The following is an 18913-nucleotide window of genomic DNA, read 5'->3' on the forward strand; positions in this document are numbered from 1 at the left end:
ATGCGTACTTTACGCACCGGGCCGGTTCAGCGCAAGGCCTTTTTGAAGAGATTGTCATTCAGTTGTCATGCCTGATCAGGCAAGGCACTACCCACGCCAGTCCAGGCTCTCATCTGCCTTTTTGCTCCTTCTATGGTTTCTCTCTACCCCGTCTTCTATCTACCCCCTTTCAACAGACTTTCTGCCAATCCTGCTCCGCCCCTACTACATACCCTCTACTTAGCCGCGCTCAACAACTTCCACCACCATGCCTGAATTCCAGTCCCCAAGAACGCATTCGGCCCCGCCATGAATGGCGGGCCGAATATCAGAGATCACACTCCCCTGCTTATCCTTGCTTGCTGCTGCGCATCTTGCGCCCTAGCGCCATGACTGGGCCACTGGCCACATAGAGAGCGAAGAGGCCGAGCAGCATCACGGACGGCTCCAGTGAGATGACCACGAAGGCCAGCACGATAGCGAGCAGCGCCACGAAGGGCACCGGCCCCTTGAGATCGATCTCCTTGAAGCTGTAGTAGCGGATATTTGACACCATCAGGATGCCGGCAGCTGCCACCACGAAGACCATCAGTGACTTGAAGGCGAAGGTTTCGGCATCAAAGTTGTGCATCGTCCAGACGCAGCCAGCGACCAATGCGGCGGCAGCCGGACTTGGCAGGCCAATGAACCACTTCTTGTCAGTGGAGCCACTCTGGACGTTGAAGCGCGCCAAGCGCAGCGCTGCACCGGCCACATAGACGAAGGCGGCGATCCAGCCGATCTTGCCCACATCCTGAAGTATCCAACTGAATGTGACCAACGCTGGCGCCACGCCGAAAGACAGCATGTCTGCCAAGCTGTCATATTCGGCGCCAAAAGCACTCTGAGTATTGGTCAGGCGTGCCACTCGTCCGTCAAGGCCATCAAGTACCATTGAGACAAAGATGGCAATGGAGGCATTGGCAAACTCACCGTTCAGTGCGCACACCACCGCAAAGAAACCGGAGAACAACGCCGAGGTGGTAAACAGGTTGGGCAGCAGGTAGATACCACGTCGTCTGACAGGCTTGCCATCCTCAACCGTATCTTCCACTACCTCACTGTCATCCGTGAACTCTTCCACCACCTTGTCCAGCACGGAACTGGTGCGGCGTGGCTGCTCTTCAGGTGCATCTTCTGCGCCGGGATGTCGATTGTCGTCAGTCATGGGATTCCTTGCATCTTGCCTCGTCGTGGCAGGGTAACGTCATTCTACACCTGCCAGTGACCGCGAATAGTGCTGACACCCTAGCGGCCTCATCGCTGACTGTCACTTTCCTCATCGACTCATTACCGATAGATACGCATAAACGCAAGCGGGGCGCCCTCCTGATGGAGAGCGCCCCGCTCATTTCACGCCAGATCCAGAAGGAAGGATCAGTTGCGTGACTTGTCGACCAGCTGGTTGGCCGTGATCCACGGCATCATGCCACGCAGCTTCTCACCGGTCTGCTCGATCGGGTGTTCAGCATTCTGACGACGACGTGCAGTCATCGACGGATAGTTGGTGTTGCCTTCCTGGATGAACATCTTGGCGTATTCACCGCTCTGGATGCGCTTCAGTGCATTACGCATAGCCACACGGGACTGCTCGTTGATGATTTCCGTCCCCGTCACGTACTCGCCATATTCCGCATTGTTGGAGATGGAGTAGTTCATGTTGGCGATGCCGCCTTCATACATCAGGTCGACGATCAGCTTGAGCTCATGGAGACACTCGAAGTAAGCCATTTCCGGTGCATAGCCAGCTTCCGTCAGGGTCTCGAAGCCCATCTTGACCAGCTCGACTGCGCCACCACACAGGACTGCCTGCTCACCGAACAGATCTGTTTCGGTCTCGTCCTTGAAAGTGGTCTCGATGATACCGGTACGACCACCACCGACGCCGGCAGCATAAGACAGGGCAATTTCCTTGGCCTGACCAGAAGCATCCTGGTGGATGGCGATCAGATCAGGGATGCCGCCACCTTTGACGAACTCGGAACGCACGGTGTGGCCCGGGGCCTTCGGCGCGATCATGATGACGTCGAGGTCAGCGCGCGGAACCACCTGGTTGTAATGGATATTGAAGCCGTGAGCGAAGGCAAGAGTCGCGCCTTGCTTGAGGTTAGGCTCAACCTGATTCTCGTAGATAGCCTTCTGGTTTTCGTCCGGCGCCAGAATCATGACCACATCAGCAGCCTTGACGGCATCTTCAACTTCAGCGACTTTCAGGCCTGCTGTTTCAGCCTTGGACCAGCTGGAAGAGCTGCGACGCAGAGCAACAGTGACGTCGACACCGGATTCCTTCAGGTTGTTCGCATGAGCGTGGCCCTGTGAACCGTAACCGAGGATGACCACCTTCTTGCCCTGAATGAGGGAAAGGTCGCAGTCCTTGTCGTAATAAAGTTTCATTGTCATTGCTCCTGGCGGCACATCCATACAAATGGATGGCATGAAATCATGAAATAGCGTGTCTGTTGTTCTTGCCGTCTCTCGCCTATCGGGAGAAGCGTTCAGCAGTGTCCAGCGCCGACGACCAACTATCCTGGGCCGCTCTGCGTCTCGGGAGGTCGTGCACCCTGATGATCAAAACCTGTCTTGCGACTTTGATCAAGGTCTGCCGTCCCCCTCTTGCGCGGCGATGACTCCACCTTACCCGCCGCCCATCGTTGCGTAAAATGCTATATTTGCACTACCACATGCCGATTATTGCAACGACAGGGGTTGGCTATTCACCCCAGGACTCACAGACAGCGGACCTCCGGAATGGACAATCGCCAACTCAAGCAATTCCTGACCCTCGCCGAGACGCTTCACTTCGGACGCGCCAGTACCGCCTGCCATCTAAGCGCCTCAGCGCTGTCGCGCGCCATTCGCGCCATGGAAGAAGACCTGGGCGTCACTTTATTCGAACGTGACAACCGCAGTGTCGCTCTGACGCCCGCCGGCGAACGCTTCCGACGTCATGCTCGCGAACTGCTGAATCAGTGGGATGACATACGTCAGTCACTGCTGGAGGACAGCAACGAGCTACGCGGAGAGCTATCTCTCTATTGCTCGGTGACCGCCAGCTATAGTTTCTTGTACGACATTCTCGCCGCCTTTCGCGCTCGTCATCCACATGTGGAATTGAAACTGCACACAGGTGACCCGGCAGTGGCGCTGGAGCGTGTATTGATGGGCCATGAGGATCTCGCGATTGCCGCTCGCCCCGATGTACTGCCAGCCCGCCTTGCCTTCACTGACTTTGCCGAGTCACCGCTACGCTTTATCGCCCCACGCCGTGATGGCCCCGGCCAACAGCTTGAAGGCATCGATGAGACAGGTGCAGACGAGACAAGTATCGATTGGGCACGCGTGCCGATGATTCTTTCGGAGACTGGTCTCGCACGTGAGCGCTTCGATGTCTGGTGTCATACACGAGGCATCAAACCGCGCTTATACGCTCAAGTCGCCGGTAACGAAGCAATCGTCAGCATGGTCGGATTGGGATTTGGCATCGGCGTGGTGCCACAGATAGTGCTCGACAACTCTCCGCTGGCCGATCAGGTACGTATCCTCGAAGTCGATCCGCCGCTGACACCTTACAAGGTGGGACTGTGCGTGCAGGAGAAGCGTTTGCGGCACCCATTGGTGCGCGCCCTCTGGGATGAGCTGCCTAACAGTCCATTACGCACCACCGATTGAAAACCTCATCCGCCGGAATCCAATAGACCGAGAAAGGAAGCACAGATGAAAACGGCGCCCCGAAGGGCGCCGTTTTCATCTTGCGATCTTGCCCATGCCTGTCTTACAGGCTCAGCACCTTCTCGCCACGTGCAATGCCAGAAACACCCGTACGCGCGACTTCCAGTACGCCCACCGGCTGCATTGCCGCCAGGAAGGCATCCAGCTTGCCGGTGTCACCAGTGATCTGGATGGTATAGAGGCTCGGCGTGATATCGACGATCTGGGCACGGAAGATATCCGCCGTCCGTTTGATCTCGTCACGCTGAGCACCCAATGCCTTGACCTTGACCAGCATCAGTTCGCGCTCGATGTGGCTGCCCTCGGTCAGATCTACCAGCTTGACCACATCAATCAGCTTGTTGAGATGCTTGGTGATCTGTTCGATGACCTTATCTTCACCCACCGTGGTGACCGTAAGACGTGACAGCGTTGCATCTTCCGTCGGCGCCACGTTGAGGGTTTCGATATTGAAGTTACGCTGTGAAAACAGGCCGACGATTCGTGACAGCGCACCCGGTTCATTTTCCAGCAGAATGGAGATGATATGTCGCATCAGGTCCGCTCCGTCTTCGTAAGCAGCATGTCACGCATGGAGCCAAGAGGCACCTGCATCGGATAGACGTGTTCACGCGGGTCAACATAGACATCGAGGAACACCAGCTCGTCCTTGTTGCGGAAGACCTCTTCCAGCGCCGGCTCCAACTCTTCCACCGTGTGCACCTTGATGGCACGGAAGCCATAGGCACCCGCCAGCTGGACAAAGTCCGGCAGCGACTGCATGTAGGAATGCGAATGGCGAGACTTGTAGTTCAAGTCCTGCCACTGGCGCACCATACCCAGCGACTGGTTATTGAGATTGATGATCTTAACCCCGACACCATACTGCTTACAGGTCGAGAACTCCTGCATCATCATTTGGAAACTGCCTTCACCAGTGAACAGCACCACTTCGTCATCCGGGTAAGACATCTTGATGCCCATGGCCGCCGGGAAGCCGAAGCCCATGGTGCCGAGCCCACCGGAGGTGATCCAACGATTGGGAAGTTCGAACTTGTAGTACTGCGCGGCAAACATCTGATGCTGACCGACGTCGGTCGCTACAAAGGCTTCGCCACGCGTCACGCGGTGCACCGCCTCAACGACCTGCTGAGGCTTGAGTGGCTCACCCGGGGCAGCCGGCTCGTAGAGCTTGCCTTCACGTTCGGCACGCCAGCCATCGATCTGGGTCCACCAGGCGGCCAGCGCCTCAGGATTGGCCAGCTCGCGCCCCTGCACAAGGCTGATCATCTCGTTGATCACGGCGTCCGCCGGACCGACGATCGGTACATCGGCGCGCACGGTCTTGGAGACCGAGCTCGGGTCGATATCGACATGAATGATCTTGGCGGTCGGGCAGAACTTCGAGGTGTTGTTGGTCACGCGGTCATCAAAGCGTGCGCCGATACAGATGATCAGATCCGTATGGTGCATGGCATTGTTAGACTCGTAGGAGCCGTGCATGCCAGGCCAGCCCAGACACTGACGATCGCCTTGCGGATAGGCACCAATGCCCATCAGCGAGGTGGTAATCGGGAAGCCGAGACGGCGGACCAGGTCGGTCAGCGCCTCACAGGCACGCCCAGACACCACGCCACCACCAGTGAAGAACAACGGGCGACGCGCCTTGAGCATCAGCTCAACCGCTTTCTTGATCTGACCACTATGGCCACGGGTCACCGGGCTATAGGAGCGCATGCGTACTTTTTTCGGGTAGCTGTACTCATAGCGCTCGGTCGGTGCCGTCATATCCTTCGGAATGTCGATCACGACCGGCCCGGGGCGACCACTGCCGGCAAGATAGAAGGCCTTCTTGATGACGCCCGGGATTTCGCTCGGGTGCCTGATCGAGAAGCTGTGTTTCACGATGGGCCGAGTCACACCGACGATATCAGTTTCCTGGAAGGCATCTTCGCCAATCAGGTGACTGGCGACCTGTCCGCACAACACCACCATCGGAATCGAGTCCATATAAGCGGTGGCGATACCGGTCACGGCATTAGTCGCACCGGGACCAGAGGTCACCAGTACCACGCCAGGCTTGCCGGAGGCACGTGCGTAGCCATCAGCCGCATGGGTAGCAGCCTGCTCATGACGGACCAGGATGTGCTGAACCTTGTCCTGACGGAACAGGGCGTCATAGATATGCAGCGCCGCTCCCCCGGGATAGCCGTAAATATATTCCACGCCCTCATCGTGCAGGGCACGGGCGATCATGTCAGCGCCAGAAAGCAATTCCACTTGATTATTCTCCCCTGGAGGTCTCGAGTGCGTCCGGCGGCAATACGCAAGCCGGATCGAGTGCGACCTGAATGTCGCTGCCGTGTTGTCACGGCACCTGATGCCAAACCCTGGCGTCTGAGGCCCGGTTAGGGCCTGCACTCTTGTCGCATCGGTTGGATGCGGTCGGGGCTGATGGCCGGTCGGTACGGTTGGCGTACCCGGACCGGCGTATCCTTCGACAGGCGGACAGAGACTCAGCGTCTGTCCTTAACGCGGTACTTCGAGGGTCACTCGAAAGGCCGCGCCCGCAATCAGGAATGGTCAAGAGTCCAACAGCCACGAGAGGCTGTCAACTGCCCCTTACGCCACTTTGCGTCGCTTGCGCCAAAAGCCACGCCAAAGATGCAAAATGTCGCCACATCCATGCGCAAGACATCACCATCAGTCATTATTTCGCAATTTACTGCCTCATCAATTTCACATGAGTGTGTACGTAATTGCCTGAACACGACCACTCCTCGGAAATGACAACGCCCCGCGGCCTGCTGGACATTACTGCCAGCCGCCCGCGAGGCGTCGATGATGATGTGACTTTAGCGCGTGAAGGTCAGCTCACCGCCCTCTTCCGCCACATGGATGATATCCCCTGGCACGAAGTCACCGGCCAACAGCGAATGTGCCAATGGGTTCTCGATACGGCTCTGGATTGCGCGCTTGAGCGGACGAGCGCCATAGACAGGGTCAAAGCCCGCCTTGGCCAGCAACGCCATGGCCGCATCGCTGATCTCGAAGCCAAGGTCGCGATCTGCCAGACGCGCCTTGAGACGTCCCAGTTGAATGCCAGCGATCGAGGCGATCTGCGACTGTCCCAATGCGTGAAAGACGACGACCTCATCAATGCGGTTGATCAGCTCAGGACGGAAGTGATTGCCTACCACTTCCATCACGGCGGCTTTCATGTCGTCGTACTGGAAAGCAGCTTTATCAGCAGCTTCGCCTTCTGTCTCGCCTTCAACTACACCATTGAGACCACTCATTCGCTGGATCATCTCAGACCCCAGATTCGAGGTCATCACGATCACAGTGTTGCGGAAATCGACAGTACGTCCCTGACCATCGGTGAGACGGCCATCTTCCAGCACCTGCAACAGGATATTGAAGACATCCGGATGCGCCTTCTCCACTTCATCCAGCAACAGCACGGAATACGGTTTGCGACGCACAGCCTCGGTCAGATAACCGCCTTCTTCGTAGCCGACATAGCCGGGAGGCGCACCGATCAAGCGAGCCACGGAGTGCTTCTCCATGAACTCCGACATGTCGATACGCACCATCGCCTCTTCGGTATCGAACAGGAAGTTGGCCAGCGATTTACAGAGCTCGGTCTTGCCAACGCCAGTCGGGCCGAGGAACAGGAAGGAGCCGTTGGGACGATTCGGATCCGACAGCCCCGCACGTGAACGACGTACCGCGTTGGCCACCGCGATTACCGCCTCGTCCTGACCAATCACCTTCTCGTGCAGCGCCTCTTCCATGCGCAGCAGCTTGTCACGCTCACCTTCAAGCATCTTGGAAACAGGGATGCCGGTCCAACGCGAGACAACCTCGGCAATCTCTTCCTCAGTGACATTGGAGCGCAGCAATACGTGAGTCGAGGTGTCTGCCTCACCCTCACCCACCTCACTGATCTGTTTCTCAAGACCGGGGATCACACCGTACTGCAGCTCGGACATGCGGCTGAGGTCGCCTGCGCGTCGTGCCTGCTCAAGATCGATACGTGCTTGCTCAAGCTCAGCCTTGAACTGGGCCGCACCCTGAATGCTGGCTTTCTCGGCCTTCCAGACTTCATCGAGGTCCGCGTATTCACGCTCCAATTCAGTGATCTGCACTTCCAGGGCATCGAGACGCTTGAGCGCGGCTTCATCCGTCTCCTTCTTGAGCGCCTCGCGCTCCATCTTGAGCTGGATCAGGCGACGATCGAGACGGTCCATCTCCTCCGGCTTGGAGTCCAGCTCCATGCGGATACGTGAGGCCGCCTCATCAATCAGATCAATCGCCTTGTCCGGCAGCTGGCGATCCGTGATGTAGCGCGAGGACAACCGTGCCGCCGCAATGATGGCGCTATCAGTGATATCGACACCGTGGTGCACTTCATAGCGCTCTTTCAAGCCGCGCAGAATGGCAACGGTGTCTTCTTCACTGGGCTGGTCGACCTGTACCTTCTGGAAACGACGCTCCAATGCAGCATCTTTCTCGATGTACTGGCGATATTCATTCAGCGTGGTGGCACCGACACAATGCAGCTCGCCACGCGCCAGCGCCGGCTTGAGCATGTTGCCGGCATCCATCGCGCCCTCGGCCTTGCCCGCGCCGACCATGGTATGCAGCTCATCAATGAACAGGATGACCTGCCCTTCTTCCTGCGACAGCTCCTTGAGCACCGACTTGAGGCGCTCCTCGAACTCCCCTCGGAACTTGGCCCCCGCCAGCAGCGAGCCCATGTCCAGTGACAGCACACGCTTGTTCTTGAGACCTTCCGGCACTTCGCCATTGACGATGCGACTGGCAAGCCCCTCGACGATAGCCGTCTTTCCCACCCCCGGCTCACCGATTAGTACCGGATTGTTCTTGGTGCGGCGCTGCAATACCTGAATCGTGCGACGAATCTCTTCATCGCGCCCGATGACAGGGTCCAGCTTGCCGGCACGCGCACGTTCGGTCAGGTCCATGGTGTACTTGTTGAGCGCTTCGCGATTGTTCTCCGCGTCTGCATCCCCCACGGCTTCACCACCACGCAGGGCATCAATCGCCGATGCCAGTGCTGGTTTCTTGACGCCGGAAGAGATGAACAGCTTGCCAAGATCACCGCCCAGCTCTAGCGCGACTAGCAACGCGAGCTCGGAGGCAATGAATTGGTCGCCGCGCCTCTGGGCCTCGCGGTCCGCGAGATTCAACAACTTGCCGAGTGCCTGAGAAGGTGCGACGTTGCCATCGAACTGTGAGACGGTTGGCAGATCATCCAGCTGACGCTTCAGGCCACTCATCAGCGCTGTAGCATCACCACCGGCCTTGTTAACCAGTGCCTTGAGGCCACCATCACGGTCCTCCAGCAACGCCAGCAACAAGTGCTGAGGATGGATTTCATTGTGGCCACGTCCGACGGCGAGGGACTGAGCATCGGCCAATGCGTTCTGTAGCTTGCTGGTCAGTTTATCTATGCGCATGGTGCTTCTCCTGAGAGTCATGGCGGTACTCCTTTTCTCAGGAGCTTCGCCTGTAACAATTCGTATCTGACACTCAAGATGGGGGCTGCCCAGTGGCTTTCAAGGGAGCTTTCGCGGCAATGCAGCATACATGGTGACTTTCCTGATCCAGATCACCTCGAAAGCACCTTCTGGTAAAAACAACAACGCCCCACCCACCTGAATCATTCAAGTGGGTGGGGCGTTGTGCGGACAATAATCGCTATCAGCTCATGCGAGCTAATCCCAACGAGTCCATCAAGGCAATTCAGCGCAGCCAGATAACGGTAGCCAAGCGCCCTGTCACACCATCATCGCGACGGTGGGAGTAGAAGCGCGGCTCTGATGCAGTACAGAAATGCCCACCGCTGACATGGCCAACACCAGCACGCTCAAGTCGCAGACGTGCCAGCTTGTAAAGATCACACATATAGTGACCCAACCGATAAGGGCTAGCTTCGAAGGCATCTTCCGCTGCTGGCTGATCAGACAGAAAAGCATCTCGTACTTCAGGGCCCACCTCGAACTGCGCATTGGAGATGGCCGGCCCTAACCAAGCCATCAGCTCACCAGGGTCTTCCCCGAGTCGCGCAACCGTGGCTTCGAGCACACCTTCTACCAATCCACGCCAGCCAGCATGTGCCACACCGATACGAGTGCCCTGGCGATCGCAGAACAATACCGGCAAGCAATCCGCCGTCATCACGACACAGGCTTGTCCCGTACCGGTGCTGACACAGGCATCTGCACGCGGCGCTACGACTGTTTCAGAATGCTCCTCACCGTGGCAGACCTCGAAGGCATCCATGACCTGAGTGCCATGCACCTGATCGAGCCAGGCCAACGGGCGGCCATCATCAACTTCTGCCGCCAGCAACTCCCGCACCCGCGCCACCATTATCGGGTCATCACCGACATGCAGCGCGGGATTGAAGCCGGCAAAAGGGCCCTGGCTTGGGCCACTCTCGCGCGTGGTGACAAAGGCCTGCACCGGACTGGGTGCGGGCCAATCCGGCAAAATCAGGGTCGGGCGCTGGCTGTCGTGCATGTCATCTCCTTGAGCCAGCACTGTGACAATCGGCATTTTTCCTCGACCGTCACAGCGCCAGCACAAAATCAGCGGGCGATGTCTTCCTTGAGATAGTCGATCAGTACCAGCATGTCACCCGGCATCTCGCGCGGAATTCAACTTCCTTGCCGGTAATCGGGTGAATGAAGGCAAGGCGACGTGCATGCAGCGCCTGACGCGGGAACTGACGCAACAGCTCCTTCAGTGGATCACTGGCACCCGGCGGCAACTTGAAACGACCACCGTAGACCGGATCACCGACCAACGGATAGCGCTGATGCGCCATGTGCACGCGAATCTGATGCGTACGCCCTGTCTCCAGCTTGCAGCGGACATGGGTATGGCCGCGGAAGCGCTCAACCACGCGATAGTGCGTGATCGCCAGCTTGCCACTGTGCGTGACTGCCTGGCGCTTGCGGTCCTTGGGATGGCGGCCGATAGGCGCATCCACGGTACCGCCAGCCGTCATCACACCGGTCACGACTGCATCGTATTCACGCGATACGGTACGCGCCTGCAACTGCTCGGCCAGCTCAGTCTGTGCCGTCAGCGACTTGGCGACCACCATCAAACCACTGGTGTCCTTGTCGAGACGATGCACGATACCAGCGCGCGGCAGCATCGAATTGCCCGGGCAGTGGTGCAAGATAGCGTTCAGCAAGGTGCCATCATGATTACCGGCCCCCGGATGCACGACCATGCCGTGGTCCTTGTTGATGACCAATACATCGTCATCTTCGAAGACGATCTCGAATTCGATATCCTCAGGGCCGTGACTGACTTCTTCTTCAAGCTCGGCGTTCAAGGACAGGCGCTCACCGCCATAGACCTTCTCGCGGGGCTTTACGGCGGCGCCGTCGAGGGTCAACACACCGGTCTTTATCCAGTGCTTGAGGCGCTCACGGGAATAGTCGGAGAAGATCTCGGCACATGCCTGATCGAAGCGCATACCAATCATCGTTTCCGGAATTCGCTCTTCGCGGTTAATGGTGTCTGCCATATTGCTCTCTGAGGCCGTTTCGCAGGAAAGGGCCTTTGCTTTATAGTAAGTGCGGATCGGCGGATTCTAGCATGCCCGCCATGGATTGCCCGAGATGAGGAAACCGATGCGCGCTCTTCCCTTGACTGCCCTCGCCCTGGCCAGCACTTTGCTGGCTGGCTGTGCGACCTCCGAGCCGGCACCGGATCTCCAGGAACAGGACCTGTATCGTCAGGCTCAGGTTTCCCTGGACACCAGCCGCTTCAATTCAGCGGTTCAGCAACTTGAAGCCCTGGATACTCGCTTCCCGTTCGGTAGCTATGCCGAGCAGTCGCAGCTGGAACTGATCTATGCCTATTACCAGGTCGACAACTGGGAAGCGGCACGCGCCGCAGCCAGTCGATTCATTCGCCTGCACCCTGATCACCCGCAGATCGACTATGCCTACTACATGCGTGGTCTGGCAGCGTACAGTGCAGGACGATTCAGTCTGGAAGCGCTGGACCTGATCGACATCTCGCGCCGCGATCTAGGGGCTACGCGTGATGCCTATATCGATTTTGGCGAATTGGTGCGTCGCTTCCCCAACAGCACCTACGCAGCAGATTCGCGTCAGCGCATCATTTATCTGCGCAACGTGCTGGCACGTGGCGAGCTGCAGACAGCTGATTTCTATCTGCGCAAACAGGCCTATCTAGCTGCTGTGAAGCGTGGCGAGTGGGTTATCGAGCACTACCCTAACACTCCTGCCACCCGCGATGCGCTGGCCGTGATGGTAGAAGGGTACTTGGGGCTCGGTCTACGTGACCGCGCCAGCGAGACTCTCAAGGTGCTGATCAAGAATGATCCGGACAACAAGCGTCTGGATGGTCGCACCTTCGACCCTCGTTACGTTAACGCTGACCCGCTCACCGTATAACTCAAGCACCATCCAAAGCATGGCAGCTGTACCTGCGCGGCGCCAGATACATGGCCGCAAACGAAAAGCCCGTGATCATTGATCACGGGCTTTTTTATGCTCTCACGCGTCAATCAGCATGGCACCCACTGCTGATCAAAAGATAACCACTAGCGGAATCACTCGCCGGCGGCCCAGCCATTGACGATCGGATAGCGGCGATCACGCCCAAAACCACGCGGTGTAACTCGCACACCGACCGGCGCCTGACGGCGTTTATATTCACAGCGATCGACCAAGCGTACTACCCGATAGACGTCTTCTTCCTCAAAGCCAGCACGGATAATCGCCTCAGCACTCATATCACTCTCGATATAGTGAGTGAGAATAGCGTCCAGGATGTCGTAATCAGGCAGCGAGTCGCTGTCGAGCTGATCTTCAGCAAGCTCCGCCGACGGTGGACGCGTGATGACACGCTCAGGAATCGCCGGCCCCATGGTGTTACGCCAATGGGCGAGACGGAACACCCACGTCTTGTAGACATCCTTTAGCGCGTTATAGCCACCGACCATGTCGCCATAGAGCGTGGCATAACCCACCGCCATCTCACTCTTGTTACCAGTCGTCAGCACCATCAGCCCTTTCTTGTTGGAGATGGCCATCAGCAGCACACCGCGACAGCGGGACTGTAAATTCTCTTCAGTGGTATCACGCTCGCTACCCGCGAAGCTCTCGGCCAACGTTTCGGTAAAGGCCTCGACCATCGGGGCGATGGGCATCACTTCATAACTCACGCCCAATAGCTTGGCTTGCTCAGCAGCGTCCTCCTTCGAGATGTCCGCCGTATAGTGATACGGCATCATCACGGCATGCACGCGGTCTGCGCCCAGCGCATCGACAGCAATTGCCAGTGACAGACCGGAATCGATCCCACCGGACAACCCGAGTACCACACCCTTGAAGCCACTCTTGTTGACGTAGTCACGCAGGCCCGTGACTAGTGCGCAGTAAAGAGATTCTTCCGGTGACAGCAGTTCGGCGATTTCACCAGACTGGGGTGTCCAGCGGCCACCCTCTTCCTTGAGGAACTGCACCGGCATCAGGCCGACATCCCACCACGGGGCCTGAACGCAGGTCTTGCCATCGGCATCGATCGCCGCGGAGCCTCCATCAAAGACCAGCTCATCCTGGCCGCCAATCTGATTGACGTAGACCAGCGGGCAACTCACTTCAGCGGCACGCTTGGCAAACAGACGATTGCGCTCAGCCGGCTTCTCAAGATGATAGGGGGAGGCGTTGAGGCTGACGAGGATATCAGCCCCCGCGTCACGGGCCTGACGCGTCGGAGTGCCGTCCCACAGGTCTTCACAGATCACGATGCCCAGACGAGCGCCACGGCATTCCACCACGCAGGATTCAGTACCCGGTGTGAAATAACGTTGTTCATCGAAGACCTGATAGTTGGGCAGCGCCTGCTTGGCGTACTCGGCGATCCATTCGCCATCCTTGAGCACACCGGCAAGATTATAACGCTGGCCATCCCGCATGCCGGGGTAGCCGACAATGACCATCACGCCACGCGCGACTTTCTTTGCCATGCGCGCACGTGCCTCTTCAAGACGTGCTTCCATGGAGTCGCGCAGCAGCAGGTCTTCCGGTGGATAGCCCGTCAGACATAGCTCGGGTAGCACCACGACATCGGCCTTATGCTCAAGACTCGCTTCACGAACGGCCTCAATGGCACGCTCAGTATTGCCGGGAATATCACCGACCAGCGGGTCGAGCTGGGCCATTACCAGAGTCAGATCTTGCATGCGGTAAGGATCTCTCGATTGGCGGTTCGATAAGGGGCCAGTACACTGTGGCCAGACATCTGGCTCAGACGATTGAGCCGTGTACCGGCCCATCTGAATTCATGATGGCCGCCATTGTCCCGCAAGGTCACGCCGCTGGCAAAAGCCGCTCGCGTCACCTCACCAGGGAGTTATATAGGAATGAGCCTGTTGATCATCCGTCTGCTGGTTTTCGTCGTCCTGTTCTGGGCGGGTTTACGCCTTTACCGCATGTATCGCCAATGGAAGCTGGGTCAGGAACACAGCGAGCATGGCGAACCTACTGAGCGTAAAGCCCAGAACATGGTGCGCTGCGCCTACTGCGATCTGCATCTACCGGAAGACGATGCCATTCGCCATGAGGCGCTCACCTTCTGCTGCAATGAGCATCAGCAGCACTTTCTGGAGGAAGGGCCGCGCAAGTAAGCCAACATCCCTGGCCCGAACAGGTTGTCCAAGCACGCGATCAAGCCCAGTGCGTCGTCGCATCTTCCGACGGCGTCTGGGCCAACAACGTAACAGGCTGATAGGGGACGGGATCAACAATCGGCGTGCGCCCGAGTAGTTGGTCCGCCAGCAGGCGAGTCGATGCCGGCGCCAACACTAGTCCATTGCGATAGTGACCGGCGTTGACATGCAGATGGCGTCGCTCTGGCACAGCACCAATGAACGGCGTGCCAGTGGGGGAGCCAGGGCGTAAACCTGCCCAATGATGCTCGACCTCACACTCCGCCAGCGCCGGAATGATCTCACAGGCACTCTTGACCAACGATTCACGCGCCTCAGCGGTGGTCGTCTTGTCGAAGCCGACCTCCTCTAGCGTGGACCCTGCCACGATACGACCATCGGCGCGCGGAATCACGTAGCGCCCATTCTTGAGCACCACTCGCTCCACCAGCCCCTTGGGCGCCTTGAACAGCACCATCTGGCCACGTACCGGACGCACCGGCAGCGCCATGCCTGCCTCGCTCAGAATCTCGCGACTCCAGGCACCGCCGCAGACCACGACCTGCCCCGCTGCCAGCACCGAGTTGGCGGTCTGTACGCCGATAGCAGTGTCGTCCTGCATCAGAATGCCTTTGACCGCGACATTCTCCAGCAGACGCACACGTGGATGCGCCTCAAGCGCCGCACGCAAGGCCTTGCCAAGGCGCGGATTGCGAATGCTACCCAACGTCGGCATCCATAGCGCGGAATCACATCCAGGGGCGACGGCGGGTGCCTTGTCGTAGAGGAAATCTGCATTAACGCGAGTCAGCGGCTTGGCATATTCTTCAGACCAGGCAAGCGCTGTCTCGGCGTCCTCGACATTCAGGTACAAAAGCCCCTGCTGACGATATTCAGGATCAATGCCCGTGGACTCGAGCAGACGTTCGGCCAGCGAAGGATAAAACCCTTCGGACCATGCTGAGAGTCGTGAGATCGGTGAACTATAACGCCAAGGATAAAGCGGCGAGACGATCCCACCACCCGCCCAGGAAGCCTCGCGACCACACTGACCTCGCTCGACAAGCGTGATACTCGCGCCACCATCCGCCAGTTCCAGCGCAGTCAGCATGCCGATCACTCCCCCGCCTACCACTACAAAATCATTCACGCCTGTCTGCCCCTACCGTCAATTGCGAGAGTCTACGAGCATACCCTGCAGCCAGTGATCCACAAGTCACACGGATGCCTCCAGCCTATTAGCAAGCAATCCGCTACCAACAGTCTCCCCCGCCTTCTGCCGTGCGCCGACCGGTACTGCTCAGACTCAATGTCTTGCACTCAGTATCTTGAGCCTGCACGTCGATTGCCGTGGCCTTGAGCGTGAACGCCGTCTCATTGCCACTGATGCCTAGCGTATAAAAGCTTTCCGGTGATGTCGTGCCACGCCCCAAACCATCGGCGTCGCAGCTCGCATCTCCACCAATGCTCTGGGAGTACTCGCCACAGCGCGCCATGTAACGCTCCTGAGCCTGGGCAAGTGTGACCAGCGCAATGTGTGCATCCTCACGATGAGTTCGCAGTACATAACGCTGATAACCGGGGTATGCGATAGATGCCAGAATGCCGATAATCGCGACAACGATCATGAGCTCGATCAGGCTAAAACCACACTGCTTCCAATAAATATTTGTATGACGAGCAGCACGCAAATTCGTAATGAATCTTTTGGACATGGTGGCTTCCTGTCATTAAACAGCCACCGCAACAAGTTGCGATGGCTGAGATAAGAAGTGAGAACACTGCGCCTCACTAAGTGACTTACCGTAGCTGATACCAGGACACGCGGCCTGACGCAGAGGATGTCTGAACATTCAGCTCGAGCGGAGTGACCGCCCCTGGCTCACTCCCACTGGCACCAGTTGCCACAAAGACATGATTGCCAATGCTGGTCAGCCCGCTAGGCTCTCCAGAGAGCTTGATGCTGACCACGATATTACCAACCTCGGGACCGCTCTCATCCACCTTTCCGATCAGATCACCGACATCGAAGCTCTTGTCTTCATTGAGATCGAAAATCGGCACATAGCTTGAGTTTCCGCTGTCGTAGGACGGCAAACCTGTTTGCGCATCTACCGCGATCAGCCAACCACTACTATTGGCTTCACAGAAATTACTGCCGCCACCGTCCGTGCGAGTTGCAACCACCAGAAGATTACCTAGCAGGCTGGCCGGCTGGATGACCTCTTCCCCTGCATCCGTGAGGTCCAGATACCAACCATAGCGAGAATCACTGTTATCCAGTTGCTGGCCATAATCAAAGAGCTGACCATTCAATGTACGGCCTACCAATTCACCTTCGCTGTATTGCTGCTCGTCAAAGGCACGCGATTCAAGTTGATTACGCCCCAATCCAAGATGCTGCCCATCATCCAGCACGGTGTAGAGACTTTGCTGAGTGGCCACATCATCATCAATCGGCGTATAGAGCTGCTCACCAGTGCCGAAGGATACTAATAAATTAGGCTCGCTCATGGTGTGCGTCACTCCAGTAAGGCGACTCAGTGTCGGCTTGACCGTGATCGGTTGAACACTTCCACTTCCACAGCTCTTTACATCACAGGTGGCTGTGAAAAGCAGGTTGGCACTCCACTCAGAAGGATCTTTCTCGCTGAGATTGAACTTCCATAACCGTCCCTGCATATCACCACCGTAGGCAAAGTCGACCGCTCCGTTGCCATCAAGATCAGCGACCTGAAGGCTGGTGAGTTCTCCTGCCCCACTGCCGCCAACAAGCTTGGCAATCGCAGTGCCAGTCGTCAGCTCACGCAGAAACAGAGTGGCGGAGGCCTGGTCGTTCTCCGGCTTGAGTCCATTGGGGACCAGTAATGCCTGTTGTCCATTGTTGAGCTGACCAACATGAACTTCGCCATAGACATAGCCAATATCCTTATCCTTGAGACCATTGCGATTATTGTCAGCCCCAAATTCCCAACCTGACAGCCCAGTGGTCGAGATCTCATTGCCTTTGACGGCATCCGTGACATTGAGTACGAAAACTCCACGGCCACCGCCGCCCAATCCAGAAGCTAGCCAGGTACTACCCTCGGATAATGTCGTCACTCGCGGGACGGCATCGACATAATAGCGATGCTGGTAACCAGTGCTCGCCAGATAGCCGAGACCTTCTCCGTTTTCTTCACTAAACAGCAGCTCAGGAATGTAGGCGAATTGCTCATCGCCTGTACCAAGATCAAAGGCATGCAACATGCCATCGTTGGCACCGACGAAAACACTGCCTTGGCTATTGTCATTGCTCCGCGTGATGACTACCGGTGAGGAGCCAATGATATCGCCTAGAACACTCCCTTGGCGGGTACGCAATCCTTTGCCTTCCAGCGCACGACTCCCCTTGAGCCAGGCGACCATCGCCTCACGCCCCTCACTCTTGCTCAAGTCATCGGGAGCATAGCGCTCTAGATCCTTCTGCTGAACATTGGTGAGGTTGCCTTCCGAGAACACGACTGTTGAGCCGTTATCGGCGGTATAGACCTTTCGATTGGCAACGCCTGCTCCCTTGAGATTGGCCGTCAACCTATCCGAGGCATTCCATAATGGAGATGTCTGGTTTGCCTCGAATGTATCGCTATCCACCACATCAATATCGGAATCGGAGTCCCCCTGCGTAACGGCTGATACTGCCATTACCTCTCCCGACCAGCTGGCCGGTGAGTAGCTGACCTGTAATATCGCGCCACCTGCCTCGACCTCGGCAGTACTCAGATTGGTCGCCACGCCGCTGACACTCTCGCCTCGTGCAACGATGTCGCGGGAAATGGCCGCCAGTGCATCAACCAGCGCCGCAGGGTCAGCGGCATTGAAGTAAAGGCCACCACCATCTTCTGCCGCCTGCTTGAGATCATCGATAGTGCTGGAGGTAGACTCTTGAACGTAGCCTGGCGCGCCATTCGTCAACGCGGTATTCCACTTGCTATTATCGGCGTCGACGCCAAAAGCTACTGTATACGTAGTCATTACTTGATCTTCATAACTTCCACTGCCTAATGTCGTCTTCAAGTCATTATGGGCATAGTGGTAGGCAACATCTGCAAGCGTTGTCTTGCCACCATAATTACCATTGGAATAATACCAACGGCGACTATCTCCATTAGCATCGCCAATATCCTCGACATTGTTACGGTCGCTACCACTACTCTCTCTATTCCAGAAACCATCAGTCACCAAAATAGTAAAGTTCTGCTGGCACATACCTCCTTCATCAGCACTTAAAATAGGAGATGATCCTAATCGTGAATATCTACCTGCATAGTATTCTCCTGCACGATAAAGGGCTTCACGCAAGGGTGTGCCTCGGTATGAGTTCTCACTACTAATGACACTTTTCTCTATGGCCGCTCGGAGTTCATCAAAGTGACTATTGGTGCTAGTATTTCCCAATACCCCCCCGGTAACCGAACT

General features: G+C 57.1%; 13 protein-coding genes and 1 pseudogene. 3 read left to right on the forward strand and 11 right to left on the reverse strand.

The genetic code is table 11. The annotated features are described in order from the left end of the window. Positions 1-328: 328 nt before the first annotated feature. Entirely contained in the window at positions 329-1186 is an 858-nt protein-coding gene (gene pssA, locus BF12_RS0106420) for a CDP-diacylglycerol--serine O-phosphatidyltransferase (RefSeq protein ID WP_024951559.1), read from the reverse strand. A gap of 209 nt (positions 1187-1395) precedes the next feature. Then, entirely contained in the window at positions 1396-2412 is a 1017-nt protein-coding gene (gene ilvC, locus BF12_RS0106425) for a ketol-acid reductoisomerase (RefSeq protein ID WP_024951560.1), read from the reverse strand. A gap of 354 nt (positions 2413-2766) precedes the next feature. On the opposite strand from ilvC, the gene ilvY reads away from it, so the two are divergent. Further along, a complete protein-coding gene (ilvY, locus tag BF12_RS0106430; protein WP_024951561.1) occupies positions 2767-3687 on the forward strand; it encodes an HTH-type transcriptional activator IlvY in 921 nt (306 codons plus the stop codon). Between the two features lie 103 nt (positions 3688-3790). Here the strand turns inward: ilvY and ilvN are convergent, their stop codons facing one another. From ilvN to rluD, 5 genes and pseudogenes are all read right to left on the reverse strand, one after another. Beyond that, positions 3791-4282: an acetolactate synthase small subunit gene (gene ilvN, locus BF12_RS0106435; RefSeq protein ID WP_024951562.1), complete on the reverse strand. Its 492-nt coding sequence runs from the start codon at positions 4280-4282 to the stop codon at positions 3791-3793. Then, a complete protein-coding gene (locus tag BF12_RS0106440; RefSeq protein WP_024951563.1) occupies positions 4282-6006 on the reverse strand; it encodes an acetolactate synthase 3 large subunit in 1725 nt (574 codons plus the stop codon). The genes ilvN and BF12_RS0106440 overlap by 1 nt, the downstream gene beginning before the upstream one ends. A gap of 575 nt (positions 6007-6581) precedes the next feature. After that, entirely contained in the window at positions 6582-9212 is a 2631-nt protein-coding gene (gene clpB, locus BF12_RS0106445; RefSeq protein WP_024951564.1) for an ATP-dependent chaperone ClpB, read from the reverse strand. 286 nt (positions 9213-9498) lie between these two features. Beyond that, positions 9499-10278 (reverse strand): peptidoglycan editing factor PgeF, encoded by a 780-nt coding sequence (gene pgeF, locus BF12_RS0106450; protein WP_024951565.1) that lies wholly within the window; start codon positions 10276-10278, stop codon positions 9499-9501. 68 nt (positions 10279-10346) lie between these two features. Next, positions 10347-11299 (reverse strand): annotated as a pseudogene (gene rluD, locus BF12_RS19000) (23S rRNA pseudouridine(1911/1915/1917) synthase RluD). A 106-nt stretch (positions 11300-11405) separates the two neighbouring features. Between rluD and BF12_RS0106460 the strand changes: the two are divergent. After that, positions 11406-12197, forward strand: coding sequence for an outer membrane protein assembly factor BamD (locus tag BF12_RS0106460; protein ID WP_088744177.1), 792 nt, complete (start codon positions 11406-11408; stop codon positions 12195-12197). A gap of 158 nt (positions 12198-12355) precedes the next feature. Here the strand turns inward: BF12_RS0106460 and BF12_RS0106465 are convergent, their stop codons facing one another. Continuing rightward, entirely contained in the window at positions 12356-13990 is a 1635-nt protein-coding gene (locus BF12_RS0106465) for an NAD+ synthase (RefSeq protein ID WP_024951567.1), read from the reverse strand. Positions 13991-14170: 180 nt separating this feature from the next. On the opposite strand from BF12_RS0106465, the gene BF12_RS0106470 reads away from it, so the two are divergent. After that, the gene (locus tag BF12_RS0106470) at positions 14171-14434 is read left to right on the forward strand and encodes a PP0621 family protein (protein WP_024951568.1); all 264 of its coding nucleotides are present in this window, start codon (positions 14171-14173) and stop codon (positions 14432-14434) included. A gap of 40 nt (positions 14435-14474) precedes the next feature. Here BF12_RS0106470 and thiO read toward each other — a convergent pair whose 3' ends face one another. From thiO to BF12_RS0106485, 3 genes are all read right to left on the reverse strand, one after another. Then, positions 14475-15605, reverse strand: coding sequence for a glycine oxidase ThiO (gene thiO / locus BF12_RS0106475; RefSeq protein WP_024951569.1), 1131 nt, complete (start codon positions 15603-15605; stop codon positions 14475-14477). 103 nt (positions 15606-15708) lie between these two features. Next, positions 15709-16170, reverse strand: a complete 462-nt coding sequence (locus BF12_RS0106480) for a type IV pilin protein (RefSeq protein ID WP_024951570.1) — start codon at positions 16168-16170, stop codon at positions 15709-15711. Positions 16171-16255: 85 nt separating this feature from the next. Continuing rightward, positions 16256-18703 carry a pilus assembly protein gene (locus BF12_RS0106485; RefSeq protein WP_024951571.1) on the reverse strand — a complete coding sequence of 816 codons (2448 nt, stop codon included), beginning with the start codon at positions 18701-18703 and terminating at the stop codon, positions 16256-16258. Between the last annotated feature and the right edge of the window lie 210 nt (positions 18704-18913).

Source organism: Cobetia crustatorum, assembly GCF_000591415.1.
Taxonomy (GTDB): Bacteria; Pseudomonadota; Gammaproteobacteria; order Pseudomonadales; family Halomonadaceae; genus Cobetia; species Cobetia crustatorum.

Excerpts from the sequence above, each read along its gene's own strand:
- pgeF (WP_024951565.1), bottom strand. The coding sequence starts at position 10,278 with ATGCACGACAGCCAGCGCCCGACCCTGATTTTGCCGGATTGGCCCGCA.
- clpB (WP_024951564.1), bottom strand. The coding sequence starts at position 9,212 with ATGCGCATAGATAAACTGACCAGCAAGCTACAGAACGCATTGGCCGAT.
- ilvN (WP_024951562.1), bottom strand. The coding sequence starts at position 4,282 with ATGCGACATATCATCTCCATTCTGCTGGAAAATGAACCGGGTGCGCTG.
- BF12_RS0106465 (WP_024951567.1), bottom strand. The coding sequence starts at position 13,990 with ATGCAAGATCTGACTCTGGTAATGGCCCAGCTCGACCCGCTGGTCGGT.
- BF12_RS0106470 (WP_024951568.1), top strand. The coding sequence starts at position 14,171 with ATGAGCCTGTTGATCATCCGTCTGCTGGTTTTCGTCGTCCTGTTCTGG.
- ilvY (WP_024951561.1), top strand. The coding sequence starts at position 2,767 with ATGGACAATCGCCAACTCAAGCAATTCCTGACCCTCGCCGAGACGCTT.
- pssA (WP_024951559.1), bottom strand. The coding sequence starts at position 1,186 with ATGACTGACGACAATCGACATCCCGGCGCAGAAGATGCACCTGAAGAG.
- BF12_RS0106460 (WP_088744177.1), top strand. The coding sequence starts at position 11,406 with ATGCGCGCTCTTCCCTTGACTGCCCTCGCCCTGGCCAGCACTTTGCTG.
- ilvC (WP_024951560.1), bottom strand. The coding sequence starts at position 2,412 with ATGAAACTTTATTACGACAAGGACTGCGACCTTTCCCTCATTCAGGGC.
- BF12_RS0106480 (WP_024951570.1), bottom strand. The coding sequence starts at position 16,170 with ATGTCCAAAAGATTCATTACGAATTTGCGTGCTGCTCGTCATACAAAT.
- BF12_RS0106485 (WP_024951571.1), bottom strand. The coding sequence starts at position 18,703 with ATGTGCCAGCAGAACTTTACTATTTTGGTGACTGATGGTTTCTGGAAT.